This window comes from Aquirhabdus sp., assembly GCF_046462495.1.
Lineage (GTDB): Bacteria > Pseudomonadota > Gammaproteobacteria > Pseudomonadales > Moraxellaceae > Aquirhabdus.
The window spans coordinates 112,535-138,806 of record NZ_JBKGVE010000004.1 but is presented as its reverse complement, the minus strand read 5'-3'; the positions used below and the strand labels follow the sequence as shown (position 1 = coordinate 138,806).

The window sequence follows — 26,272 nt, the reverse complement described above, 5'->3', positions numbered from 1 at the left end:
AGTAGAACGATTATGAAACGTAAAGGTATTATTTTAGCGGGTGGCTCAGGCACACGCCTTCATCCTGCAACATTGGCAATATCAAAACAACTTTTGCCAGTCTACGATAAGCCAATGGTGTACTACCCACTGTCCACCCTAATGCTCGCAGGTATTCGTGAGATCCTGATTATCTCTACCCCTCAAGATATTCCCCGCTATCAACAGCTTTTGGGTGACGGAAGTCAATGGGGCATTTCTTTAAGCTATATCGTTCAACCCAGCCCTGATGGTTTGGCGCAAGCCTTTATCTTGGGTGAAGAATTTATCGGCGAAGACCAGTGTGCGTTAGTACTGGGGGATAATATCTTCTTTGGTCATGACTTTAAACAACTTCTGGCGAATGCCAGCGCCAAAGAATCAGGTGCAACCGTCTTTGCTTATCATGTTCATGATCCAGAACGTTATGGTGTTGCTGAATTTGATGAAACTGGTAAAGTTCTGTCTTTAGAAGAAAAACCAAAGCAGCCTAAATCAAACTATGCGATTACCGGTCTTTATTTCTATGATAAAGATGTTGTAAAGCTTGCAAAACAAATCAAACCATCACCACGCGGTGAGCTTGAGATCACAGACCTCAATCAATTGTATTTAGATCAAGGTAACCTTTCCGTTGAACTCATGGGTCGTGGTCATGCTTGGCTCGATACCGGGACACATGACTCATTGCTTGAAGCCAGTCAGTTCATTGCAACCGTTGAAAAACGCCAAGGCTTAAAGATAGCATGCCCAGAAGAGATTGCATTCCACAGCAACTGGATTAGCCGCGAACAATTGGCTGAGCTAGCTAAACCGCTTGCCAAAAATGGTTACGGTCAATATCTACTCAATTTATTGAAAGAGCATATATTCTAATGCAAGCCCTCCACTTAGCGATTCCAGAAGTCGTCTTATTTACGCCAAAATTCTTCGGTGATGACCGTGGATTTTTCTATGAAAGCTTCATCCAAACGGCTTTCGAAGAAGCCACGGGGCTCAAGCGTAGCTTTATCCAAGATAACCATTCTAAATCCCAGCGTGGCGTCCTCAGAGGTCTGCACTATCAACTGGATCCGATGGCTCAAGGGAAACTGGTGCGGGTCATTCAAGGTGAAGTATTTGATGTTGCCGTCGATATCCGCAAAAACTCTCCGACCTTCGGCAAATGGGTCGGTGAAGTATTATCAGCAGAAAATCGTAAACAACTTTGGGTACCGGAAGGATTTGCTCATGGCTTTGTAACCTTATCTGAAACTGCAGAATTTGTTTATAAAACAACAAATCTTTACTCCCCAGCCCATGAGAGAGCGATTATTTGGAATGACCCTGACCTTGCAATTGATTGGCCGATTGACATGCAGCCACTCTTGTCCGGGAAAGATGAACAAGCACTTTTATTTAAAAATGCTGAGGTTTTTTAATATCAAGCGCTATTATTTGTTGATTATCTGCATATGTACTACAATAGATCACTCTTTTTAATTAAAGTTGGTTTATTAAATCTGATTTAGTTATTGATATATTTATTGATATATTTAAAAAATTTAAAATCATAAGATAAGCCAATTGGTAAGGACGCGTAACTTGCTTCATAAAGACATTATATCTCCACAAAACTCGGCTATTCTAGAATCGAATCAGCCGAGCGGATTCGTTACGCCCGTTGAACTAAAAAGTCATCTACCTATGCACAGCGACAATTCAAATCTTAGTGTGATTTATGCAGACACACTATTTGATTTTACGAATCAAATGATTAGCAATACCGATTTTGATCATCTCATTCTTAAAGCCAAAAATGCGAATTTGGAACAAGCCATTTCGCAGCTAAAAAATGGCGACATCATCAACCAAACTGAAAATCGTAAAGTGCTACATACAGCTCTACGTGCTCAATCCGATGAAACGCTCTCCCTTGAAATGCAACAGCATATCGAAGAGGCTAAGCAAGTACGGGCTAAGATTCGCCAATTTGTCGATGAACTTCATTCAGGTAAAATTAAAGGCGCTACCGGTAAAACCATCAAATATGTAGTTAACATCGGGGTCGGAGGGTCGAATCTAGGCTCACGGTTAGTCACTCAAGCATTGGCTCGCTTTAGACATCCCTCAATCGCCGTATCTTATGCTGCCAATATTGATGCTGATGATCTATATCAAGTTTTGCAGCGTGTTAATCCAGAAGAAACATTGTTTCTAGTCACCAGCAAAACCTTTACCACATTCGAAACAATGCAGAATGCCATTGCAGCATGTCAATGGCTCGAAGAACAGCTCAGTCTCGATAGTACCACCGTCTTGAAACATCATTTTGTGGGTATTACGACAGAAGTTGGTCGTGCAATAGAGTTTGGCATTGCACCAGAGCGTGTTTTTGAGTTTTGGGACTGGGTCGGCGGACGTTTCTCGTTATGGTCTGCTGTTGGCTTGCCTATTGCTATCGCTGTCGGGATGGATCGATTTGAAGAATTGCTGGCTGGTGCAAGAGCCATGGACGAACACTTTTTCTCTGCGCCCCTAGAATCAAACATCCCCGTGATTATGGGATTGATTGGCGCTTGGAATATCGAAGAAAACCATGCTGCCGGATTGTCAATTGCACCATATTGCCACGGATTACGCTCGTTTCCTGCTTATCTCCAGCAATTGGAAATGGAATCTAATGGTAAAGGCGTCGATATACATGGAAAGCCTATTAAAACACGTACAGCACAAGTCGTTTTTGGCAGTGTCGGTAGTAATGGTCAACACGCTTATTTTCAAATGCTTCATCAAGGAACACGCCAGATCCCAACCGACTTTATTGCGGTTGCAGAAGATCTGAATATCTTTGATGGCCATCAGGACCAGTTACTGGCCAATTGTTTCGCACAAAGTGCAGCACTGGCTACGGGTCGCAATTACCCTAATGAACCGCATAAAACATGCTTAGGCGGTCAACGGTCCACGGTGATCGTCCTTCCGCAGCTCACACCTTTTTCGATCGGGCTGTTACTCGCAACCTATGAACATAAGATCTTTGTGCAAGCACATATGTGGAACATCAATGCATTCGATCAGTGGGGTGTTGAACTAGGAAAGTCGATTGCACATGATATTTTACCCGTGCTCAAGGGCGAGGAACAAAATATTTCGCTAGAAAATTCTACTCAAAACTTAATAAATTTTGTCAAAAATATACGAAGAAAGATGAACCCCAAAAATTAACTTTATCTTTTATAACGCGATAACCGTAGGTTTCGTTGAATGAAGTGGGGTGACTTTTCTTGTACAAAATTTTCCGAGGTATTAAATAAATGAACCCCCATGCCGCACAGCGAATATCGTTTCAGGCGCTGCTTTCTAGTCTTTGGCACAATCGTCAATTAATATTCCAGATGGCTCGACGAGATGTCATAGGGCGATATAAAGGATCTGTCTTTGGTTTGGCATGGTCGTTCTTCAATCCTATATTTCTATTGGTTATTTATACTTTTGTTTTTTCGGTTGTCTTTCAATCGCGTTGGGGAACTGATCCCAACGAGAGTAAAACTCAGTTTGCGATCGTCTTGTTCTCAGGCATGATTGTTCATGGGCTGTTCTCTGAAGTCTTAAATCGCTCCTCAGGACTCATCCTATCCAATAAGAACTATGTTAAGCGGGTGGTTTTTCCTCTTGAAATATTGCCTGTTATCGAAATCTGTGCCGCTTTATTTCATAGCATGATCAGTTTAGGAGTCCTACTCTGCGCCTATGCAATATTCAATGGCAATATTCAATGGACCGTTATTTTTGTACCGCTCGTATTCTTACCTTTAATTATTTTGACCTTGGGAATCTCTTGGTTCTTAGCATCACTCGGTCTATATGTGAGGGACATGGGTCAGACGGTATCAATCTTAACCATGGTCTTAATGTTCATGTCTCCCGTTTTCTATCCTGTTTCTCGATTACCACCAGAGTTTCAGCCTTGGCTTCTTGCTAATCCGCTCACATTCATCATTGAGCAAGCTCGCGAAGTCATTATTTGGGGACATTTACCTGACTTTACTGGATTGTTGATCTACACAGGCGTGGCAATCTTGATTGCTTGGTTAGGTTTTGCTTGGTTTCAAAAAACAAGAAAGGGATTTGCTGATGTCATTTGACCCCATCGCGCTTCATACAGGAACAAATGTACCTGCGCAGCAGACAGATATTGCAATAAAGGTATCTGGATTAGGTAAGTGCTATCAAATTTACACCAATCCAAGAGATCGCCTTAAACAATTTGTAATGCCGCGAATTAGAAATATTGCTGGCCTACCTCAGAAACCCTATTTTAATGAGTTCTGGGCGCTCAAAGATATTGATTTCGAAATCAAAAAAGGCGATACCGTTGGTATCGTTGGGCGTAATGGCTCAGGAAAATCAACCCTTTTGCAAATCCTCTGCGGAACCCTCCATCCTTCAGTCGGTCATGTCGAAGTTAAAGGTCGAGTCGCAGCTTTACTTGAATTGGGAGCAGGATTCAATCCAGAGTTCACGGGGCGTGAGAACGTTTACATGAATGCTGCTGTGTTGGGTCTCAATCGTGCAGAGATAGACTCACGCTTACAATCAATTATAGATTTTGCAGATATTGGTGATTTTATAGATCAACCGGTCAAGATTTACTCCAGTGGGATGTATATACGGTTAGCATTTGCCGTGATTGCTCATGTTGATGCGGATATCCTGATTGTAGATGAAGCCCTTTCTGTTGGTGATGCCGTATTCACCCAAAAGTGTATGAATTTCATCCGTGAGTTCCAAAAAAATGGAACCCTTCTCTTTGTCAGTCATGATATGGCCTCAGTTCAGGCGCTATGTCAATCTGCAATATGGTTGGGTCACGGTAAAATTCAAAAAAAAGGGAAAGCAAAATCTATTACTGAAAGCTATCTCAAATATACTTTGCAAGAAATTTATGGCAATGATGTACAACTCGAGCAGACGACTGAAAACACTGCAAGTGCGGCAAATCGTGCAATAGGTTTAGAAGATGATATGACTTCCTCGGGGGATATAGAGGTCCCGGTGATTGACTATCAAGCAGAAATTTCTGTCCAAGATAATTTAGCATCAGCAGATGGTTGGCAGACTGGTGCGGCAGATATTTTATCTATTACACTCACAAAGCTTGAAGAAAATACAAATCCTGCCTTTGAGGGTGGTGAGATGGTTAAAATTACCGTCACGGCTCAAGCTCATCAAGATATTCCTAACCCAATAGTTGGTTTCTTACTGCGCGACAAGCTGGGGCAAGACCTATTTGGTGAGAATACGTTGCCATTTACAGCACACTCCTTACGTGCAGTAAAACAAGGTCAACGATTTAAAGCAGAATTTATTTTTAAATTACCAATGCTGCCCAATGGCGAATACGCCGTTATGACATCTGTTGCAAATGGCACACGTCATAGCAATGTGCAACACCACTACCTACACAACGCATTAATTCTTAATGTAATATCCAGCAAAGTCCGCTATGGACTTGTTGGGATTTCTTTTGCAAAAATCTCTTTGGACATTTGTGATGATTGATAATGCTTTATACCAATTTTATGCTGAGCACCGCGGTAAAGTGTCAGATAAATGGTCCATTTACTTGAGAGAATATGACCGTCTATTTGCGGACTATCGTAATAAATCCATCGATCTTCTTGAAATTGGGATACAAAATGGAGGATCTTTAGATATCTGGGGACATTATTTTCCCCATGCTCAAAAAATTATTGGCTGTGATATTAACCCTGATTGCGCTAAGTTAGTTTATGGAGATCAGCGCATCAGTGTCATCATAGGTGATGCAAACTCGAGTTCCACTTTCTCCGCAATTAAACAAATTAGTTCAGATTTCGATCTTATCATTGATGATGGATCTCATCAGTCGGGCGATATTGTAAAATCTTTTGCTCTTTATTTTCCTCAGTTACGTGATGGAGGATTGTTCGTCGCTGAGGACCTGCATTGCAGCTACTGGAAAGAGTTCGAAGGGGGATTATTTTCACCATTCTCATCGATTGCCTTCTTTAAACGACTAGCGGATATTATTAATCATGAGCATTGGGGGCTTGATATTGCTCGAGCAGAGCTGCTCACAGGATTCTTTTCACAATATGGCCTCGTAATCGATGAGGTCACTTTAGCGTCCATTCATTCAATTGAATTTATCAATTCTATTTGCGTCATTCGTAAAAGCCCTGCAGATCAAAATATCCTTGGTACCCGTTTTATTGCTGGCACATTAGCTTTAGCCGAGGCAGAGCCTGCATCATTACATGGCACAGTCGCGGCAACGCCGACCCAGCTCTACAGCTCAAGATCAGGACCCATCATTCCACCTGATGAAGAGCATGGCTATCTGATTAAAGAGTTGGATGCTACTCAACAAAAACTGTCTAAGCAAGAGATACTATATTCCTCTGATATTCAAAGACTTAATCAAGAAATTATAGAAAAAGATCAGGCATTTACTCATGAAATAGCTACATTGAACCAGTTAATCATAGAAAAAGATCAAGCTTTTACTCATGAAATAGCTACATTGAACCAGTTAATCATAGAAAAAGATCAAGCTTTTACTCATGAAATAACGTTTTTAAAACAGTTAATTATAGAAAAAAATTCTGAAGTTTCCGATTTAAAAGATACTATTATTGAAAAAGACATTTCTCATCACTCTGAAATAGAGCAATTGAAATTCGCTATCCAAGCCAAAGAAAATTTAATAGCGATGCTTTATCACTCAACAAGTTGGAGAATCACTCTCCCTTTACGAATGATTAAAATTTTCTTGGAGCGTTTTTTTAAATCGTCTCATTAATTTATTTTGTTTATTAAAAAGTTATTTTTGAATATTGAATTTTTTAGAGGTTATGATGTATAAATATATTGATTTACTTAGAAAGGTAATAAGTTATAGACGTCTTCATGGCAATAAGGCTTTGTATAGAATCATTTTGCTCAAAATTAAATCACATCTTCAAGCACAGCAAAATCAACTAATAGCGAAAGCTGAGCAACTTGTCAATAATGAATCAAGCAATAGTCTGAGTACAATTAAGCCTCGATTGGACGCGTTAACGCCTTTACGCACATTTGTAATCACATCGGTACCCACACTACGAATAAGCATAATCACCGACAGTATCAGCAATAATCATTTATTTGGTGGAGTGGGGACTGCACTCATTTATGCAGCCCAGTTGGCTAATCGTTTAAACGGTCAATTACGTGTCATCACCCGAACAGAGCGAGCGCAGCCTCAAAATGTAGAAAAATTCCTTTCTTTATATGACGTCAAATTAAAACATGAAACCCTCTTTCAATTTGCAGCTTTTTATGATCAAAAATATGAAGTAGACGTCTTTAAAGACGATTTATTCATTACAACATCATGGTGGACCACAGCCGCCACCATTCCGAGTATTCATCCCAAATCGATTATTTACTTATTGCAAGAAGATGAAAGAATGTTTTATCCATTTGGCGATGAACGGTATAAATGCGAAGCGATCCTGCAAAACAAAGATATTCGCTTCTTAATTAATACTGAACTCCTGTTTAATCATTTGACCCAAAATGGATTGAAAAATATTCAAGAAAAAGGTCACTGGTTTGAACCAGCGTTCCCAAAAAATGTTTTTTCCCCAAAAAATCCGACACTGGCTCAACCCCAAAAGCTCAAGCTCTTCTTTTATGCCCGCCCAAACAATCCTAGAAATTTGTTTAATCTGGGAATTGATGTTTTTGAAAAAGCTATATCGCAGGGGGTTATAGACACAAATAAATGGGAGATATACTTTGTAGGCAAAGATATCCCTGACATTATCTTTAGCTCAGGATACGCCCCTATTAAATATGAAAACTTAACTTGGTCAGAATACGCACAGTTCATCGCAACTGTTGACCTTGGATTAAGCCTGATGTACACGCCTCACCCGAGCTATCCACCATTAGATTTAGCGGCCAGCGGTGCTGTCGTCGTAACCAATCGCTATGGTAATAAACAGAATCTCTCTAATTACTCTGAAAATATCATCTGTGCTGATTTAGAACGCGACGCTCTGGTTATCGCACTCAAACAGGCTATCAGCCTAGCAACCGATTCAGTACAACGTCATAAAAACTATAGTGCAAATAAATTGCTTACCGATTGGGAAGTTGCATTTCGAGATACCATTGAAGATTTAGTAGGGGCAACCTCATAATGTTTATCATTGAACAAGCCCCCGCTGAATATACTGACCCATGGAATCTCCCATTCATTGAACGAATGCAAACACTTAACATTGGGAATCGTAAAGTCGCCTACTTTTATGAGAGTGCCAATAACAGTACTTTTCGTTATCGCGCATATAATATGGCTCAGGTTCTGAATGCCGGGGATATCCAAGATGTATCAGCCAGCTACTTTTTCCTTGAGGATTGGCAATATTTCGATTTAATTGCAGATACTGCTGACTTATTGGTAATTTGTAGATCTCGATATAATCATAAAATCAACCAGCTTATCACTAAATTTAAAGTTCGTAATAAGCGTGTGCTATTTGATATTGATGATTTTGTTTTTAACACTCGCTTCGCACACCTTGTGATTAATACACTTGATCAAGATGCCGAAAAACCCGAAGTATGGGATGATTGGTTCGCATCTATTGGCAGGCTGGGGGAAACGCTTCGGTTTTGTGATGGCGCCATTACAACCAATAGCTCTCTTGCAGCCAGAATTCATGAGTTCACAGGACAACCCGTCTCAATCGTCCCAAACTTTATTAATAATGAGCAACTCACGTTATCCGACAAAATTTTTGCGAGTAAAAAATCGCTTAATTTTGCTCGCAATGATCGAATTACCTTAGGTTATTTTAGTGGATCACCATCTCATAATTTAGACTACGCTTTAGTGACATCCGCTTTGGCTGAGGTCATGGAAAGTGACCCAAGAATAGATCTACTCTTGGTAGGTTATATTGATGCAGGCGAAGCATTGAAAGGCTTTGGCAGTAGAATTATGCGTTACCCTTTCCATGATTATGTTAATTTGCAACGACTCATTGCTAGTGTAGAGTTTAATCTAATGCCTCTACAAACCAATGTCTTCACCAACTGCAAATCCGAATTGAAATATTTTGAGTCCGCGATTGTAGGCACTCTCAGTATTGCATCGCCCACGTTCACCTATGGGAATGCGATTCAGGATAAGGTTAACGGCTATATTGCACAATCACATCAATGGGTCTCTAGCATTCGTTATGCAATCTCGAATATAGATGCCTATGATGAAATGGCAACCGTTGCCTACAACGATGCACGTAACAAATATGCTTGGCTTTATCAACGGCAAACTATTCTCGCGGCATTAGGTATCGATTGATCAATGTCAGATTTCAAACCAATGGTTAAAATTGTTATACATGCCATTCAATAAATTGTTTAGATTTTTTTCTATCACACTCCATCTCGGTGGTGGTTTTGCGGGTGTGATAAAAAAAGTGATTCGACTATACCGCCGAAATGGATTTTCTGGGGTATGGTACGGACTCAAATTGATTTATGCACAATGTCTTCCTGACCCGACTATTGGCTCAGACCATTTTGATCGCAATGACTACACCGAATGGGTGAAGCGTTACGACACAGTCACACCTGAAATCAAACAATTATTGGCATCTAAAATTAATAATTTCATTAGATTACCATTAATTTCTATCGTCATGCCTACCTATAACTCGAAACCAGAGTGGTTAAAAGAAGCAATAGATTCAGTAATACAACAAATTTATCCTAACTGGGAACTCTGTATTGCAGATGATGCCTCGAGTAATCAAGAGTTTATTTATCCCACTCTCAAATCATATGCTGAGCAAGACAAACGCATTAAAGTGATTTTTTGCGAGCAAAATGGGCACATTTCAACAGCATCGAATAAAGCCCTGTCATTAGCAAGCGGCGAATGGGTCGTTCTGCTCGACCATGATGATGTACTCTCAGCGCATGCCTTATTTTGGATTGTCGATACGATTCTGAATTACCCTGAAGTACAACTTATTTACTCAGATGAAGATAAACTTGATGAGTATGGCAATAGATCAGTCCCTTATTTCAAATGTGATTGGAATCAAGATCTGTTCTATTCACATAACATGTTTTGTCACTTAGGTGCATATCGAACAAGCCTAATTCACAAAATTGGCGGATTCAGGACAGGCTTTGAAGGTGCTCAAGATTACGATTTGACGTTACGTTGTATTGAGCACATTCGGCCCAATCAGATTCAACATATCCCACGCTTGCTTTATCACTGGCGCGTCCATTCGGATAGCACATCAAAATCGTTAGAAAGCAAACCTTATGCAATTAGCGCAGGCGAACGTGCTTTAAATGAGCATTTTTCTCGGCAAAAAGTTAATGCCAAGGCCACTTTTGAACAAAATGGATATCGCATTCAATATGGTTTGCCTGAGAGACTACCGCTCGTTAGTATTATTGTTAACATTAACAGTGAATTAGCGCTAGTTCGTCAATGTGTTCAAAGCATCTTAAATAAAACAACTTATCACAACTATGAAATACTAATCATAGACAATGAGATTAAAGATACTTCCGTCAGAAAATATCTTGAACATGTGCAAAAAAATGGTCATGTGCGTATTATTTCTTATACAAAAAATACTAACCATGCAAAGCTCAATAATGAAACGGCTCTACAAGCCCAAGGCGATGTCATCACATTTATCAATACTAATATCAGTGTGATTTCGCCCCTATGGCTAACCGAAATGGTCTCTGTCGCAATTCAATCCGAAGTGGGTATAGTCGGTACGCAACTTTGGTACCCGAATCATCACTCACAGCATAGTGGCATTATTCTAGGCATTGATGGATGGATCGGTCATGCACACAAAGGGTTCTCTCGCAGCAGCAATGGATATATAGGACGCATGGCCGTTATTTCTGGATTTTCTGCTGTCTCTGGTGACTGCTTCTCAATACAGAAAAGCGTTTTTACAGCTTTAGGTGGCTTAGATGACGTCAATTTGCAAAGCTCTTGCACCGATATAGACCTATGCTTAAGAGCTCGATCTATGGGTTATCGCAATGTTTGGACACCTTACGCAGAAATGTATTACCATGAATCCGAGTTGCAAACGAGCTACAACTCTTACGAATATCCATACACTTTCATTAAAGAAAGCGAATATGTGAAGAAAAAATGGGCCACTTTTTTCCTCAATGATCCTGCTTACAACCCTAATCTAACGTTAGAGCACGAGGATTTTAGCCTCGCGTGGCCACCCAGACTTGATCCTATCAATTAAAGATATCTTATAAATTCTGGAAATTTAATATGTATATTTCTATAGATGGCTTTTATTTTTTTATTTATGTTTACAGGCAATACGCTGACAAATTTAGTTCTGCAAAGGTCTTTTGATCTGGATGTTATTAAATTTTAGATGTATGTTTTTGATTTTATTATTTTAGTATAGGCAACCTAAGACTCGTTATGTTGGTTAATAATGGCTAAGGTACTAACTGATTCCAACTTGGCCAGTATAGAGAGTATCAGCACAAAACATGAGCGCTCCCCCTCGTGCCCGTCTTCGACAGAGTATTGGATTCGGTCTGTTCCAACAGGCTTCCAATTATTTAGTCCCCGTTCTGGTTTTCCCGTTGATCACGCCTATTCTTGGTGTTCATGGCATGGGGTTGTATGCCATGATGATCGCAGGAGGACAGATCATTGCTGTTTTCTGTGAATATGGTTTCTCACAAGCTGCGCTTGCATTAGCAGGTCACCATCCATACGACATCAAATTACGCTCGCAACTCGCCCAATCCATCCTTAAACTCAAAATATTCATTTTCTTACCCGTTGCGATTTTAGTCAGTTTGGGGTTGATCCTTTTGACTCCTGTAGGATGGCTCGGAGCATTAAGTGCAGTCATATTAGGACTCTGCACACTATTTCAACATGAATGGGTTTTTTATGCGGCTGAATCATTACGCAGTTATGCATGGTGGACGGTTTTAACGAGATGGCTTATTCTGCCTGTGACGTGGATCAGCCTATACTTCTTCCCAACAGCCTCAACTGCAGCATTATCTTATGCATGTTGCTATGCCTTATGGAGTATCGGGGCTTGGGCTATGGCGAGATATATTGGATTAATTAACAGAACAAACGAGAAAAACGAAGCTCAAGAAAAACTCTTAATTCAACATGGTTGGTCCATATTTATCCAAAGTATTTCTTATAATCTAACCTTAGTTTCGGCACCACTCATTATGGGTGCGATACTAGGACCTGCAGCTTCGGGCTTATACATCGCGGCTGAACGGATAAAAAATGCAGCGCTAGCCATTTCATCGCCGCTAACCACATTGTTTCTTTCCAGACTATCCTCAAAACGTTCAGATTTAAATGCTTTCCGCATAGAGTTGAAACGCGGTCTTTACCTTCAGTTGGGTTTAGGGGTTATCGCAGCGATAGGAATGACATTATTTGCTAAAGTTATCATCTTATTACTTTTTGGAGAGGCTTTCGCACCAGCCATACATTATTTACAAGCTTTTGCGGTATTGCCCATTATGGCTGCTCTGGTTAATGTATTCGGCACACAATTTTTAGTTTCAACACACCATGGTAAATACTGTGCAATCATCATGTTTTGTTCATTAGTTATACATTTAATTTTATTTCCTCTCGCTGTTATACTTTGGGGAATTTGGGGGGGGATTTGTTCAGTCATTCTTGTTGAATTTTTCATTTTCTGCACATCCATGCTCGTTTTTAATCACGTTAGCCATCAATTTTTTAATGCTAGGACGGGGTCCGTAAGCAATGCAGAATCCTAATAGTAAAACTGCGCTAATTGTCGACTTAGATGGCACACTTATTCGTTCTGATTTGCTGGTTGAAAGTATTTTTTTATTTCTACGCCTTTATCCACTCAGGTTCTTTTCGCTCATCGTCTGGCTCTTCAAAGGTAAAGTTGTTCTAAAAAAACAGCTTGCTGATGTCGTCAGCCCATTGACAAGCTCCCTACCCTATAACAAGATTTTGTTAAACTGGCTTAAAGAGCGCCGAAGTCAAGGCGCTTTCCTTGTCCTCGCAACTGCATCAGATATTCGTCTTGCCAGATCCATAGCGGCACATTTAGATATTTTCGATGACGTTTTAGGTACGGAAAATATCAACCTATCCTCGTCCAATAAACGTCATGCGCTCGTAGAAAAGTATGGTCAGCATGGCTTTGAATACGTTGGTAATGCAAAAGCTGATTTAGCCGTTTGGGAATCATCATCAACAATTCATGTGGCTAATCCAGAGTTTGGTGTACTTAAAGCCGCAAATAGGATTCATGAAATCCATGGCAATACCATGGGTCAAATCTTCGATGATCGACCAAACTATTTGAGAAGTGCCCGCAAAGCGATACGTATGCATCAGTGGGCTAAAAACGTACTTATTTTCTTGCCATTGCTCGCTTCGCACCGCTTTCTTGAAATCCCTCTGATCGAAATCGGCCTCACCGCTTTTCTATGTTTTGGACTCTGTGCCTCAAGCGTCTATCTACTTAATGACTTATTGGATATCCAAGATGATCGCCTGCATGTTAGTAAAAATGCTCGCCCTTTGGCGTCAGGCGCATTTCCAATGCTACATGCGATTGTTCTAATTCCAATATTGCTGGCAATTTCATTTGCTTTGGCGCTTTGGCTACTCCCCATTAAGTTTACGCTATATTTGCTAGGCTATTATTTACTGACAATGGCCTATTCGTTTTGGCTCAAGCGCATCGTCATGATAGATGTAGTCTCTTTAGCACTGCTTTACAGTGTCCGAGTGGTTGCTGGCGGCGCTGCGATGGCATTGGGCACGACATTCTGGGTACTCACATTCTGCTTATTTATTTTTCTAAGCCTAGCTTTTGTTAAACGCTACACGGAACTATTCCATGCACGTAGTAAGGGTTTACTGGATAAAACCTCAGGCCGTGGCTACTACCCGACCGACTTTGAGATGCTTGCTTCGCTAGGTAGTGCATCCGGCTACATCTCAGTACTTGTTTTAGCTTTATATATCAATGAACCGACGACTGGATTGCTCTACCATTCACAGAAATGGCTGTGGGTGACTTGCCCCTTATTATTGTTCTGGATTAGTCGGGTCTGGTTACTTGCTCATCGGGGGCAAATGAATGACGATCCAATCGTCTTCGCCCTACGTGATAAAGTTAGTCGCATTATGGTGGTTGCCTTTATACTGGTATTCTATCTGGCAGCAATCTATGGCTGATCTGCTTTCGTGGGGACGTTATCCACACCATCCTCAGCATCCTCAGGCTGTTTACTGGGCAGATGACGTCGCACCTGCGTTGAGCGGTATTGTTGATAGTCACGCAACAAGTTTACCCTATGGTATGGGACGTAGCTATGGTGACTCCTGCTTGGCCGCAAGCAATCACGTCATCATGACTCAAGGTATGAATCGGATCCTAGCTGCAGACTGGAAAACAGGCGTCATTCTTGCGCAAGCAGGCCTATCCTTTGCGGATATCATTCAAATTGCTCTCCCTCGCGGCTGGTTTCTGCCAGTTACGCCAGGCACAAAATATGTAAGCTTAGGCGGCGCAGTCGCGAATGATGTTCATGGCAAAAACCACCACGTCATGGGTACCTTTGGTCGACATGTTTTGCGATTATTTCTATATCGCAGCGATGAAGGCATGCTCGAATGTTCACGTCAGATCAGACCGAACTTGTTTGCTGCAACCATTGGCGGCTTGGGCCTGACTGGGGTCATTGTCGCCGTTGAATTTCAACTTCGTCCTGTAGTAACAAGCAATATCAATCAAACCAGTATTCGCTTTGGCAGATTACAAGATTTTTTTCAGCTTTCCGCATCACATGACCAGAGTCATGAATACACGGTTGCTTGGGTAGACTGTTTGGCAACAGGCCAACACGCAGGACGCGGTCACTTTATTGCAGGAAATCATGCACTAAAAGATGAAGCTCCATATAGCCATACCGATTTGAAACTGGCGCCATCCAAAGGATTCAAAATGCCTTTTGATCCCCCTTTTTCGCTTGTTAATTCGCTCAGTTTACGCGCCTTTAATACGTTGTATTATCATAGACAGCTACAAGAAAGAATTGATAGCCGCGTCAATTATGATCCATTTTTTTATCCACTGGATGGAATCAAGCAATGGAATCGGATGTATGGCCGTGCCGGATTCCAACAGTATCAATGCGTCATACCTGAACAAGATGGACAAGCGGTCATTGCCGGCATCATGCAAGAGATTGCAAAAAGTGGTACAGGTTCTTTCCTCGCAGTCTTGAAACAATGCGGAGACATCGTCTCTCCAGGTCTTTTGTCATTTCCGTTGCATGGCGTATCTTTGGCATTAGACTTTCCACAGCATGATCAAAAAAATACGCTATTATTTAATCGTCTTGATGCACTAGTGCATGAGGCTGGTGGGCGCTTATATCCTGCAAAAGATGCGCATATGAGTGCTGCACACTTCCAAAAAGCATATCCGCAGTGGAGCACCATCGAAGCCATACGTGACCCTAAACTTCTTTCTCAATTCTGGCAACGAGTTACTCAATGAATCCCATTACTTCACGTCAAAATATTTTAATTATTGGCGCAACATCAGGCATTGCAGAAGCGGTTGCACGGCGCTATGCGTCAACAGGCGCAAACTTGTTTCTCGTTGCACGCAACTCAGAAAAACTCACCATTATCTCCTCAGATTTAATCGCACGCGGGGCTCGCGATGTACAGCACTTTGTGTTGGATGCCAATGAATATAGCCTTATCCCTGAGATGGTCGAGCAAGCTTGGTCAGTATTTGGATCTATCGACGTGGCTCTAATTGCACACGGCACCTTGCCGGATCAAGCACGGGCTGAGACCGACCTCAATTACGCAATCCGCGAATTTCGTACTAATGCAGAAAGTGTAATTGCGTGCCTCACTATCCTCGCAAACAAATTTGAAAAACAAGGTCATGGCGTAATCGCTGTAATTGGCTCGGTTGCGGGTGACCGAGGTCGAGGCAGTAACTATCTGTATGGTTCTGCAAAAGCAGCTCTGGAATCCTTCACATCCGGATTACGCGCACGTTTATTTAAAAAAGGCGTGCACATCCTGCTGATCAAACCTGGTTTTGTTGCAACACCAATGACGGCAGAACTTAATCTCCCTGAAAAACTGACGGCAACACCTGAATCTGTCGCATGGAATATCCAAAATGCGATTACTCATCGTAAAAATGTCATCTACACCCCAGGATTTTGGGCTATTATTATGTTTATTATTAAGCACATACCAACAATGATATTTAAACGGATGAGCTTATAAAAATATAAACCCTCTATTGCCCTCTTCAGCATTCAAGTCAATTTTCTCAAATGTGGACATCATGATATTTCATAAAGTTGAGCCCATTCGCACATACACATTTGAACGACTTTCACGACTATTCGCAGTTGTTGCTTTTATCTTGCTGTTGTTCGGAGCGAAACTTTGGCTGATTGATCATTACGGGAATCCCACACCTTTTTGGGATCAATGGGATGGAGAAGCAGCGAATCTTTATGCTCCTTTTTTAGAAGGAACACTCCGTTTTCAGGATTTATTCGCAGCACATAATGAACATCGCATTTTTACCACTCGATTGTTGTCGCTAGCAGAACTAAAAACTAATGGCGTTTGGAATCCATTATTACAAATGGTGATTAATGCCGTACTCCATATCACGGTACTCCTTTTTATCATCATCCAAATGCTCAAAGTTATTGGACAAAAATACTTACTCCCTGTTTTAGCATTTAGCCTCATTTTATTCTCGACTCCCTATGCCTATGAAAACACGTTGGCTGGATTTCAGGCTCAATTTTACTTTGTCTTATTTTTCAGCATATCGACCTTATGGCTAACAATCACCAAACCTCCTTTTTCAAAGAATTGGTGGATTGGCTTGATATCGGGTGGATTCGCCTATTTCTCATTGGCATCGGGGGTTTTTGCAATTGCTGCGGCTGCAGGCGTCGGTATCATCGTATTTTTATTAAAGTTAAGACGTGATTCATCACAGCTTTTTGCTATCTTAATGTTTATGATCATCTTTACTGTAGGCGTCTGTTACACACCTCTTGTTCCAAATCATGTTTTGCTGAAAGCTCACTCCCCAGAACAATTTTTTAGGGCCCTCTTCACGATTTTATCTTGGCCTCTTGATCAGTTCGGCACTTATGCCCTATTCATCAATGCGCCAGCTATCATATTTATCAGCTATATGCTTTGGCGACGCCCTCCATCAGAAGACACGAAGTGGTTTTTGTTTGGTACAGTAATGTGGGCTGCAATCCAATCCGCCAGTATTGCTTATGGACGACATGAAGGACCTTTGGCACCCCGCTATCTTGATTTATACGCCATTTTAATCTTGATCAATTTTATATGTTTACTATCCTTTTTAAAAATTATAAAGCCAGCTCACCGCCGTTTAGGCATAATCAGTGTTGCGATTTGGGCCATTATCATATTACTTGCTTTGATCAACACTCGGGCACCCTCTCTTCACGGTGCAGCCTTTTTATACCAAAAAGGCTTGGAACAGCAGATCAATACAAGCCGTTATATTGCGACGGGTGATATGGATAATCTTAGAAATAAGCCGCTATTTAGTATTCCCTATCCCGATGCAGATCGTTTGGCAATGATTCTGAACAAAGCGAGCATTCGCTCCATCCTGCCTTCTGATATAGCTTCATTAAAAACCAAAAAATTAGGAAGACTAGACGATTTCGTTTCCGCATTACTCAGCCATTATTGGGTATTCTTATGGGCTGGATTCATGTCCCTACTATTGACCCTCTTTTTTATTTTATTACGTCGCGATAAACGATCGTCTCTTTAACAACTGAGTAAGATTTAATGCAAGAAAAAGTAATCCTTCCTGGCGGCGCAGGACTTGTCGGCCAGAATTTAGTTGCACGATTAAAAGCCAAAGGCTATCGCAATATCGTGGTACTGGATAAACACGAAGCCAATCTTGCAGTACTCAAACAAGTACATCCGGATATCACCGTCGAATATGTGGATCTTGCAGAACTGGGATCATGGCGTCAGCATTTTGTCGGTGCGGATGTTGTGGTCATGTTGCAGGCTCAGATTGGCGGGAATGACAACGAAGACTTTATTCGTAACAATGTCAGTGCGACAGAACATATTTTAAATGAGATTAAATCTAATCAAATTCCGACTCTGATTCATATCAGCTCATCGGTCGTAGAATCTGTTGCTGAGGACTATTATACCGAAAGTAAAAAAGCACAAGAAAAAATGGTGATCGAGAGCGGTATTCCGTGTCCTATTCTGCGCCCGACATTGATGTTTGGTTGGTTTGATCGTAAGCACTTAGGATGGTTATCCCGCTTCATGAGCAAAGTCCCCGTTTTCCCGATTCCCGGGCATGGTCGCTATATGCGTCAACCCCTGTACGTCGGTGATTTTTGTAATGTCATTATCAGTTGTATAGAAAAACGTATTACTGCAGGGACATACAACATTTCTGGCCATGAATATATTGATTATATTGATATTATTCGACAAATCAAAAAAGCAACACATGCCAAAGCAAAAATTATCAAGATTCCTTATAGCTTGTTTTATAGCTTACTGGCGATTTGGGCAATATTCGATAAAAACCCACCCTTTACCACACAGCAGCTTGCCGCATTAACCGCGAAAGACGAGTTTGAGGTCATTGATTGGCCGGGTATCTTTGGAGTTCAATACACACCCTTTGCCGCTGCCATTGAAGAAACCTTCAATGACCCGGTGTATAGCAAAGTCATTTTGGAGTTTTAAGATGAGCCAACGTATCGCAGTACTCGGTGCGGGTCCCATGGGCCTCGCTGTGGCTTATCAACTCGCGCATGAAGGACATCAACCCGTTGTCTTCGAAGCCGATGATCGTGTGGGTGGCATGACCGCGGCATTTGACTTTAATGGCCTATCGATTGAACGCTATTACCATTTTCACTGTATTTCTGATTATGCCTTCTTGCAGATGCTGGAAGAACTGGGCTTATCCAGTAAAATGCATTGGGTGGAAACCAAAATGGGCTACTGGTATCAAAACCAGTTACAGGCGTGGGGAAATCCACTCGCACTGTTGCAATTCAAAGGTCTTAGCCTGACTGCAAAACTACGCTATGGACTCCATGCCTTTCTATCAACCAAACGCGATGACTGGCAACCTCTAGACAATGTTGAGGCTTCGGCTTGGATCAAAGGCTGGGTTGGTGCGGAAGCCTATGAAGTACTTTGGCGCCGCCTCTTTGATTATAAGTTCTATGATTATGTCGGTAATCTCTCTGCGGCATGGATATGGAGTCGTATCCACCGGATTGGACGTTCACGCTATAGCTTATTTCGTGAAAAGCTGGGTTATCTGGACGGTGGATCTGAAACATTGCTACAAGGCATGAAATCTGCGATAGAGGCGAAAGGTGGCATCATTCATTTAAAAACACCAGTATCAAAAGTTGTCATTGAAGATGGCGTGATTAAAGGTGTTGAATACTTAGAGCAATTTGAAGCATTTGACAAGGTCGTCAGTACCATTCCCTTACCTTATGTTGCTCGCATCATGCCGGATTTACCGGAACATCTTTTAACAGCATTCAATGCCAAGAAAAATATCGCCGTTGTTTGTGTCATTGCGAAACTCAAAAAAGCCGTCACCGAAAACTTCTGGCTCAATACCAATGACCCGGAGATGGATATCCCGGGCTTAGTTGAATACAGTAACTTACGACCTCTCGAACAGCATGTAGTCTATGTGCCTTTTTATATGCCGGGAGAGCATGAAAAATTCAGCGAACCTGACTCTGCATTCCTAGATAAAGTTCGTACTTATTTGAAAAAAATTAACCCTGAGCTTACGGATAACGACTTTATCGATATACGTGCCAGTCGCTATCGCTACGCACAACCTATTTGTGAGCCAGAGTACTTGAAAAAACTTCCTCCTGTTGCACTTCCTATTCAAGGTCTTTGGGTCGCAGATACCTCTTACTATTATCCAGAAGATCGGGGTATTTCTGAAAGTATCGGTTTTGGCCGTAATATGGCGAAAATGGCGACAACTGATGATTCAACATCATGAAAAAGACTTTAGCCTTCTTTTTTCAGCCCCGTTTCCTCAAGTTCCTGCTTGCAGGAGGGGTTGCAGCCGCAGCCAATTATGGTTCACGGTTTATCTTTAATATATGGGTCAGTTACGAACAGGCCATTGTCCTAGCCTATTTGGTCGGCATGGTCGTCGCATTTATTTTGATGCGCCGCCACGTTTTTTATCGCCAGTCACATCACTTGGGTCCGCAGATTTTCAAATTCATTATTGTGAATATCCTTGCGGTATCCCAAACCTTGCTGATCAGCATCGCACTGGTGCGCTGGGTCTTTCCTGCTATCAGTATGACCTATGCACCAGAGGCTGCGGCCCATTTGATTGGTGTTCTTGTGCCAGCGATGACCAGTTATTTTGGTCATCGATTCTTTACGTTTAGATAAATCATACTGATTAGTACAATGACTAGCGTATCTTTACCTTGCATAGACAATTATAATTAAGCTGCCTATGAGCACCTTAAGTGAGATTCCATGTACTACCAAGCTATAAAACGCGTATTCGATGTAACGGTTGCCTTTGTGCTGACCATTGCATTGTTGCCTGTTGCATTGGTAGTCGCTTTGTTGATCAAATTTGAAAGTCCTGGGCCAGTCTTTTTCCGTCAAGCACGCACAGGACGTTTCGAAAAACCGTTTTATATCATTAAGTTCAGAACCATGCGTCATGATACTCAGGGCCTGAATATCACGGCCAGCAGTGATCACCGTATCACGGGTGTTGGGCGAGTGCTGCGTAAAACTAAACTGGATGAGATTCCTCAACTGCTCAATGTCCTTAAAGGCGATATGAGTATCGTCGGCCCTCGCCCAGAAGTTGTAAGTCACTTGCCTCATTATGATGATGAAGCCAAAGTCATTATTTTTGCCCATCGACCTGGCATGACAGATCTTGCTTCGTTGCTTTATATGCAGGAAGAACGTTTACTGGCAGAATCCAGTGACCCGTTAAAAACTTATTTTGAAATCATTCTGCCCGAGAAGAATCGTTTACGCGTGAGACACTTGGTTCAGCAGTCTTTTATCTTTGATATGAAAGTTTTTGTCTGGACAGGTCTCAAAATTCTCTTACGTCATCACATGCCATTGATTAGTTGTCCATCGGACATGTCCAAGATGAACTCGATTCGCGTCATCATGCACGAACATTCGTCGATAAAAAATGATGTCGTCTAACGACATTTAATCCCTAAAGTTTAGTCATTTGATCGGTAAACGCTGCGATTTATCTCAATTTCTGACTGGCATATTATCACAAATCACTTCCCCACCCCTGGCATCAAATGCTATTGACGAGTGCTTTTTTGGCATTTAGTATGACGCCATCACGCCAAAAGCCTACACATTAGTAAGCTATTGCTTACAGGCAATCGAACTAATACCTTACAATCGATCACCCAATACGATTTAGACATTAAATTCGTGGATTTATTCGTATGAACATTGCTATTCAACACCCGCTCAAAGCACGCAAAGTACAATTTAACTTTGAACAATCACCCGCACATTGGATCTATGACGACGTTTATTCATCGCACATGATCAATGGGATTAACATGCTGCTGCCCTTAGGCGAGCTCTGGTTTTGCCGCGTCTACAACAAAGCGCTGCCCTTGGTCACTGATGTGAAGCTTCGCGAAGAAGTTCAAGGTTTTATCCGCCAAGAAGCGGTGCACTCCCGTGCGCATAGCGGCGCTCTCGATTTCTTACGCGATCATGGCTATCAATTAGAAGACTATCTTGAGCGCGTCAATGTTTTATTTGGTCAAGTACTGGGTGAGCAGCCCTTTGGCTTAAAATTCTTGCAAAATGAATGCACCGAGAAATTCTGGCTTATGGCACGAGTCGGTGTGATTGCCGCGATTGAACATTTCACGGGCATTCTGGGTCAATGGTCTCTGGACAGCAAAGGCTGGGATGATGCTGACCCTGTGATTGCCGATTTATTCCGCTGGCATTTGGCTGAAGAAGTGGAACATCGTACGGTCGCTTTTGATTTGTTTGAGCACCTGTGCAAGACTGAATTAGGCTTCTATGTCAGCCGACAAGCATTGATGGCGATTGTTTTCCCACTCTTTGTCTATTTCTTGGTTGATGGCTGCCGTTATCTGGCCGGGCAAGATCCTGATCCCAGAGCACAAGCGATCGCACGCAAATCGATGCTTAAAATGCTCTGGCAACTCGAAAAAGTGGGCAAGAAAACCGATCATCTACCCACGTTCAGTCTGCTGGTAAAAGCCACTCTGCGCTGGGTTCCCAAAAATTTCCATCCGATTACGGAAGGTGATACTCAACAAGCTTTAGACTATATCGCACGTTCACAAGGTATTCTTGCTGCGCGAAAAGTTTAAATCGTTAAGTCATTACCATAAAAGAAAAGCATCGTTTGACGATGCTTTTTTATGATTGCCAATCTTAATTTTTATTGATATCTAGCGTGCGGGATTGTAACGACCACGCACCACTTTCCATGCGCTTCAGACTAAATCGCCACGACTTAGCCTGTTGTGTATGTTCAAGTCTAAACAACGCAGCAAACTCAAGAACATCTGGCTGCGGCATTTTCCATTGATCAATACGAACGACATTGGCACATACATTTTTCTGCGTATTAATCGGGAAATTCGATGTTTTAGTGCCCTCATCACTGGTGATAAATTGATTGGCAGCAATCACAGACTCCGTATTTTCGCGTGAACAGGATGCTGACTCTAAAATGCTTTGCAAAGAGGACTGGGTATCGATAATGGTCTGCTTGATGGTATTGCTAGCATTACCTGCACCCTTAGCGATTTCATTGATAATCATGACGCGCTGTTCTTCGCTCGGGCTGATACCTACATCTCCGGGTTTCTGACCTGCGGTGGCTACTTTCACAATCGCACTCAGTACATCGATGGTATTGCCTAAGGTTTCCGTATCTACCGCAGCATGTCCCGCAGGGATGTACAGCATCATCATGAATGCATATACAAAATAAGATCTACTGCGGGTTATCATCATCAGTCATGGTCAGCCTAAAAAGTCGCTTGAGTATAGTAAAACGGGCGCGGACATACTATTGAATTAACAAAATGCTGATCATTCTTTGCCGAAATAAATTAGTATCGCTAACTGAGTCTCGATACACTCAAGCCATCTATTCTCTTCACTGCTGAGGTAACCTCATGTTGACGTCAACTCGTCTGTTATTCATCAGCCTATGTGCAATTTGCGGCAGTTCCGCAGCCTATGCCGATAGCATCAATTGTAGCAAAGCCCGTTTGCCCGATGAGCGAGCCATCTGCCGCAGTGTCGAACTGCAGAAGCAAGATGTCAAAATGACAACGCTTTTTGAAGTATCAGGGCATCTCATGGCGATGGGTAGCCGCGGTGCCATGCAGGACCGACAAGTCGAATGGCTCAAAGATCGCCATCAATGCAAAGCCAATCTGCGTTGTTTGCGCAGTGCCTATGCACAGCGTATCGATGAACTGAATCAAGAGCTTGGGGGAATTTATAGTCGGGGGCCATTTTAAGTTTAAGCGGATGGTAAAAATCGGTATGATCGAGAGAAATCAATATCTCATGAGCGAATCGACTTCATGTTCCACCCGGCTATACCACAAGACATCTATTTCGAAATCCTTGAACGGCTTAAAAACGTTGAATCAGAGCACAATGTCCGCATTCTATGGGCAATCGAATCAGGCAGCCGAGCTTGGGGCTTTCACTCGCCGGATAGTGACTACGACATTCGTTTTATCTATGTCAGGCCGCGTGAGTGGTATCTCTCGATTGATGTGGAAGATCAACGCGATGTGATTGAGTATCCGATCGTTGATGACATTGATTTGAATGGCTGGGATTTGCGTAAAGCACTGCGACTCTTAGCAAAATCAAATCCAGGGATTGTCGAATGGCTACATTCTCCGATTATTTATAGCCAGCAAGGCAGCTTCCAAACACAAGCACTGCACATGCTTGATCAGTATTATTCGATTGCCAAAGGCATCTACCACTATCGCAGCTCGGCAAAGTCGAACTATCAACAATTCTTACGTGGTGAAACGGTCAAACTGAAGAAGTATCTCTACGTCTTACGCCCTTTACTTGCAGTGCGTTGGCTGGAACAGTATGGCACGGTCGCACCGATTGAATTTGATCGCCTGCGCACCGTTCTTGATGACGTAGAAGTGCAAACGGCAATTGATGTATTGCTGGAATATAAGCGCCAAGCCAGTGAAAAAGCGGAGCAAAAACCTTTTCCAGTTTTGCAGCATTTTATTGAGCAAGAGCTTGTTCGGTTGGAAGGCTTTTCAGATTCCGCGATGAATCTGATGGCGATGCCGGCACTAAATAAGGTGTTTCGGGCAATTTCGGATGAGGCATAAATGATGGAAATTATAGAGCGCTTACCTGATTTTAGAGTAACTTATCGTTTCTTCACTACTGAGGAAGGTGGACGTAATCTTCTGCCCTTACAAGGTTATCGCTCTGACTGGATATATGCGGAAGATTATTATGAGGAAGGCGCTAAATCCCCTTCTTCGATATCGACATTTGGGATTCACCCTCGATTCGTCGATGAAAATGGGCTCATCTACTCCGCTCAAGAAATTGCTCCTCGGCAAGGGTTCGCAGACATGTTTATCTTGTTCAATGGGATGAGATCAGAACATCGTAGACGCATTAAAATTGGAACGAAGGGCTATTTTGTAGAAGGGCCATGGCTTGTTGCTGAGGCAACAGTGATTGATATCTTGTATCTAAATCACACAGAACATGAACGTAAAATTCAATACTAAACATAAAAAATCCCCGCAATTTAGCGGGGATTTTTTCATTCATAACGCGTTTAATTAAACACGTTCGATGATGGTTGCAATACCTTGACCCAAGCCAATACACATGGTCGCAAGACCGATTTGGGTATCTTGTTGTTCCATGACGTTCAGCAATGTCGTAGTGATACGTGCGCCTGAACAGCCCAGAGGGTGACCCAATGCAATTGCACCGCCGTTCAAGTTAACTTTGTCTTGTTTGTCGAGCAAATCAAGAGCTTTCAATACTGACAGACCTTGTGCAGCAAACGCTTCGTTCAGCTCAACGGTTTGGATGTCGCTGATGGACAAGCCTGCACGTTTCAGGGCTTTTTGAGTCGCTGGTACTGGACCGTAACCCATGATCGCCGCATCACAACCTGCAACCGCCATAGAGCGGATCACAGCACGTGGCTTGAGTCCCAATGATTGCGCTTTCGCAGCACTCATGAGCAGCATTGCAGAAGCGCCGTCAGACAATGCTGAAGAGGTCGCTGCAGTGACCGAACCACGTGGATCGAACGCAGGGCGCAAGCCTTTGAATGCTTCAAGATTAGCATCTGGACGAATCACTTCGTCGATTTCACACAAGACACGGAAACCATTTTCGTCATGACCTTCCACACCCACGATTTCGTTTTTGAAACGACCCGCTTGTGTTGCAGCCCATGCACGGCGGTGTGACTCAACGCCGAATTCGTCTTGCATTTCACGGGTAATCCCGTTCATACGACCGAGCATTTCAGCAGTTAAGCCCATCATATTTGATGCTTTCGCATAGTGTTTAGACGCTTCTGGATTCAGATCGATACCATGCATCATGCCAACGTGACCCATGTGCTCTACACCACCGACGATGAAAATATCGCCTTGGTTAGTTGCAATTTGAGCCGCAGCAGTATGGATAGATTGCATCGATGAACCGCACAAACGATTAACCGTCTGACCCGCAACAACCTTAGGCAGATCAGCCAGCAAAACGATGTTACGGGCAATGTTCATGCCTTGTTCTAGGGTTTGATTGACGCAACCCCAGATCAGGTCTTCAACTTCACTTGGATCAAAACCTGGATTACGGATCAATAATGCACGTACCAATTCAGCAGACAAACTGTCCGCACGAACGTTACGGAACATCCCGTTACGGCTACGACCCATTGCAGAGCGCACACCATCAACAATTACCACATCACGTGGATTTAAAGTTGCCATTGTCTTCGCT

The 26,272-nt window shown here is 42.3% G+C and carries 24 protein-coding genes; 22 read left to right on the top strand and 2 right to left on the bottom strand.

Going from position 1 to position 26,272, the window contains the following annotated elements; genetic code table 11:
- Positions 1–12 precede the first annotated feature (12 nt).
- The 19 genes from rfbA to ACLHG7_RS04065 all read left to right on the top strand — a co-directional run bounded on the left by rfbA (position 13) and on the right by ACLHG7_RS04065 (position 22,599).
- Entirely contained in the window at positions 13–894 is an 882-nt protein-coding gene (gene rfbA / locus ACLHG7_RS04155) for a glucose-1-phosphate thymidylyltransferase RfbA (RefSeq protein WP_410209797.1), read from the top strand.
- The gene (gene rfbC / locus ACLHG7_RS04150; protein ID WP_410209796.1) at positions 894–1,439 is read left to right on the top strand and encodes a dTDP-4-dehydrorhamnose 3,5-epimerase; all 546 of its coding nucleotides are present in this window, start codon (positions 894–896) and stop codon (positions 1,437–1,439) included. Before rfbA ends, rfbC begins: the two co-directional genes overlap by 1 nt.
- Positions 1,440–1,704: 265 nt before the next feature.
- Positions 1,705–3,225 carry a glucose-6-phosphate isomerase gene (gene pgi / locus ACLHG7_RS04145; RefSeq protein ID WP_410209795.1) on the top strand — a complete coding sequence of 507 codons (1,521 nt, stop codon included), beginning with the start codon at positions 1,705–1,707 and terminating at the stop codon, positions 3,223–3,225.
- A gap of 89 nt (positions 3,226–3,314) precedes the next feature.
- A complete protein-coding gene (locus ACLHG7_RS04140; protein ID WP_410209794.1) occupies positions 3,315–4,145 on the top strand; it encodes an ABC transporter permease in 831 nt (276 codons plus the stop codon).
- Positions 4,135–5,562: an ABC transporter ATP-binding protein gene (locus ACLHG7_RS04135; RefSeq protein WP_410209793.1), complete on the top strand. Its 1,428-nt coding sequence runs from the start codon at positions 4,135–4,137 to the stop codon at positions 5,560–5,562. Before ACLHG7_RS04140 ends, ACLHG7_RS04135 begins: the two co-directional genes overlap by 11 nt.
- On the top strand, positions 5,555–6,844 hold the full coding sequence (locus ACLHG7_RS04130) for a class I SAM-dependent methyltransferase (RefSeq protein ID WP_410209792.1): 1,290 nt from the start codon (positions 5,555–5,557) through the stop codon (positions 6,842–6,844). Before ACLHG7_RS04135 ends, ACLHG7_RS04130 begins: the two co-directional genes overlap by 8 nt.
- A gap of 55 nt (positions 6,845–6,899) precedes the next feature.
- On the top strand, positions 6,900–8,231 hold the full coding sequence (locus ACLHG7_RS04125; protein ID WP_410209791.1) for a hypothetical protein: 1,332 nt from the start codon (positions 6,900–6,902) through the stop codon (positions 8,229–8,231).
- A complete protein-coding gene (locus ACLHG7_RS04120) occupies positions 8,231–9,397 on the top strand; it encodes a hypothetical protein (RefSeq protein WP_410209790.1) in 1,167 nt (388 codons plus the stop codon). The genes ACLHG7_RS04125 and ACLHG7_RS04120 overlap by 1 nt, the downstream gene beginning before the upstream one ends.
- A gap of 40 nt (positions 9,398–9,437) precedes the next feature.
- Positions 9,438–11,342 (top strand): glycosyltransferase family 2 protein, encoded by a 1,905-nt coding sequence (locus tag ACLHG7_RS04115; RefSeq protein ID WP_410209789.1) that lies wholly within the window; start codon positions 9,438–9,440, stop codon positions 11,340–11,342.
- Between the two features lie 259 nt (positions 11,343–11,601).
- Positions 11,602–12,882 (top strand): oligosaccharide flippase family protein, encoded by a 1,281-nt coding sequence (locus ACLHG7_RS04110; RefSeq protein WP_410209788.1) that lies wholly within the window; start codon positions 11,602–11,604, stop codon positions 12,880–12,882.
- Positions 12,869–14,326: a UbiA family prenyltransferase gene (locus ACLHG7_RS04105; protein WP_410209787.1), complete on the top strand. Its 1,458-nt coding sequence runs from the start codon at positions 12,869–12,871 to the stop codon at positions 14,324–14,326. Before ACLHG7_RS04110 ends, ACLHG7_RS04105 begins: the two co-directional genes overlap by 14 nt.
- A complete protein-coding gene (locus ACLHG7_RS04100) occupies positions 14,319–15,653 on the top strand; it encodes an FAD-binding protein (RefSeq protein ID WP_410209786.1) in 1,335 nt (444 codons plus the stop codon). Before ACLHG7_RS04105 ends, ACLHG7_RS04100 begins: the two co-directional genes overlap by 8 nt.
- Complete coding sequence (locus ACLHG7_RS04095) at positions 15,650–16,408, top strand: SDR family oxidoreductase (protein ID WP_410209785.1); 759 nt, start codon at positions 15,650–15,652, stop codon at positions 16,406–16,408. The genes ACLHG7_RS04100 and ACLHG7_RS04095 overlap by 4 nt, the downstream gene beginning before the upstream one ends.
- Before the next feature lie 61 nt (positions 16,409–16,469).
- Complete coding sequence (locus tag ACLHG7_RS04090; protein ID WP_410209784.1) at positions 16,470–17,969, top strand: hypothetical protein; 1,500 nt, start codon at positions 16,470–16,472, stop codon at positions 17,967–17,969.
- Between the two features lie 17 nt (positions 17,970–17,986).
- Positions 17,987–18,922 (top strand): NAD-dependent epimerase/dehydratase family protein, encoded by a 936-nt coding sequence (locus ACLHG7_RS04085; protein WP_410209783.1) that lies wholly within the window; start codon positions 17,987–17,989, stop codon positions 18,920–18,922.
- A 1-nt stretch (position 18,923) separates the two neighbouring features.
- A complete protein-coding gene (locus ACLHG7_RS04080; RefSeq protein WP_410209782.1) occupies positions 18,924–20,225 on the top strand; it encodes an NAD(P)/FAD-dependent oxidoreductase in 1,302 nt (433 codons plus the stop codon).
- A complete protein-coding gene (locus ACLHG7_RS04075; protein ID WP_410209781.1) occupies positions 20,222–20,632 on the top strand; it encodes a GtrA family protein in 411 nt (136 codons plus the stop codon). The genes ACLHG7_RS04080 and ACLHG7_RS04075 overlap by 4 nt, the downstream gene beginning before the upstream one ends.
- Before the next feature lie 90 nt (positions 20,633–20,722).
- On the top strand, positions 20,723–21,424 hold the full coding sequence (locus tag ACLHG7_RS04070; protein ID WP_410209780.1) for a sugar transferase: 702 nt from the start codon (positions 20,723–20,725) through the stop codon (positions 21,422–21,424).
- Positions 21,425–21,684: 260 nt separating this feature from the next.
- On the top strand, positions 21,685–22,599 hold the full coding sequence (locus ACLHG7_RS04065; protein WP_410209779.1) for a metal-dependent hydrolase: 915 nt from the start codon (positions 21,685–21,687) through the stop codon (positions 22,597–22,599).
- A gap of 64 nt (positions 22,600–22,663) precedes the next feature.
- Here ACLHG7_RS04065 and ACLHG7_RS04060 read toward each other — a convergent pair whose 3' ends face one another.
- A complete protein-coding gene (locus tag ACLHG7_RS04060) occupies positions 22,664–23,209 on the bottom strand; it encodes a hypothetical protein (protein ID WP_410209778.1) in 546 nt (181 codons plus the stop codon).
- 206 nt (positions 23,210–23,415) lie between these two features.
- Between ACLHG7_RS04060 and ACLHG7_RS04055 the strand changes: the two genes are divergently transcribed.
- The 3 genes from ACLHG7_RS04055 (at position 23,416) to ACLHG7_RS04045 (ending at position 25,035) form a co-directional block, all read left to right on the top strand.
- Complete coding sequence (locus tag ACLHG7_RS04055) at positions 23,416–23,766, top strand: lysozyme inhibitor LprI family protein (protein ID WP_410209777.1); 351 nt, start codon at positions 23,416–23,418, stop codon at positions 23,764–23,766.
- 66 nt (positions 23,767–23,832) lie between these two features.
- A complete protein-coding gene (locus tag ACLHG7_RS04050; protein WP_410209776.1) occupies positions 23,833–24,621 on the top strand; it encodes a DNA polymerase beta superfamily protein in 789 nt (262 codons plus the stop codon).
- On the top strand, positions 24,622–25,035 hold the full coding sequence (locus tag ACLHG7_RS04045) for a hypothetical protein (RefSeq protein ID WP_410209775.1): 414 nt from the start codon (positions 24,622–24,624) through the stop codon (positions 25,033–25,035).
- A 54-nt stretch (positions 25,036–25,089) separates the two neighbouring features.
- On the opposite strand, the gene fadA is transcribed toward ACLHG7_RS04045, so the two are convergent.
- The gene (gene fadA / locus ACLHG7_RS04040; protein ID WP_114900391.1) at positions 25,090–26,262 is read right to left on the bottom strand and encodes an acetyl-CoA C-acyltransferase FadA; all 1,173 of its coding nucleotides are present in this window, start codon (positions 26,260–26,262) and stop codon (positions 25,090–25,092) included.
- Positions 26,263–26,272 lie beyond the last annotated feature (10 nt).